The following is a 676-nucleotide window of genomic DNA, read 5'->3' on the forward strand; positions in this document are numbered from 1 at the left end:
CGGATGGTCCCGCCGGATTCATACAGGGTTTCACGTGCCCCGCACTACTCAGGATACTGCTATGCTTTATATCAACTTTCCTATACCGGGCTATCACCGTCTATGGCCAAGCTTTCCAACTTGTTCTAATTCATTGTACAAACAATGTTGCAGTCCTACAACCCCAATAAGTCCGTAAACTCATTGGTTTGGGCTTCTGCGCGTTCGCTCGCCGCTACTAGCGCAATCACTATTGTTTTCTCTTCCTCCGGGTACTTAGATGTTTCAGTTCTCCGGGTTCGCCTCCTTGCGGATACTATATCTTCAATATAGTGGGTTGCCCCATTCGGATATTCGCGGATCAATTTGTATGTGCCAATCCCCACGACTTTTCGCAGCTTATCACGTCCTTCTTCGCCTCTGAGAGCCTAGGCATTCCCCATACGCCCTTATCTAGCTTGTATGCGCTTTGCTTAATGCTCTAATCTATTCTAACTTACGCTAGAACAGAAGTATTATAATGTATTACTTATATTAAATATTTCTATCTAATAGTGTTCTCGTATTCTTTGTTTCTTCAATATGTCAATGAACTTTTTTCCCGTATTCACAATAGAGTCTCGATGATCTTACAAACTAAAAACATATGTTTCCTGGTTGTTTGTAAAAACTATAACCCGCTCTATCTCTAGGAATC

At 42.2% G+C, this 676-nt stretch carries 1 other annotated feature (only partly in view).

What is annotated here, in order from left to right:
- Positions 1-444 (reverse strand) — a sequence feature (mutual gap in cmsearch alignment for this rRNA model is longer than 100) (it extends 2,388 nt beyond the left edge of the window).
- Positions 445-676 lie beyond the last annotated feature (232 nt).

Source organism: Christiangramia marina, assembly GCF_048285865.1.
GTDB classification, from domain to species: Bacteria; Bacteroidota; Bacteroidia; order Flavobacteriales; family Flavobacteriaceae; genus Christiangramia; species Christiangramia marina.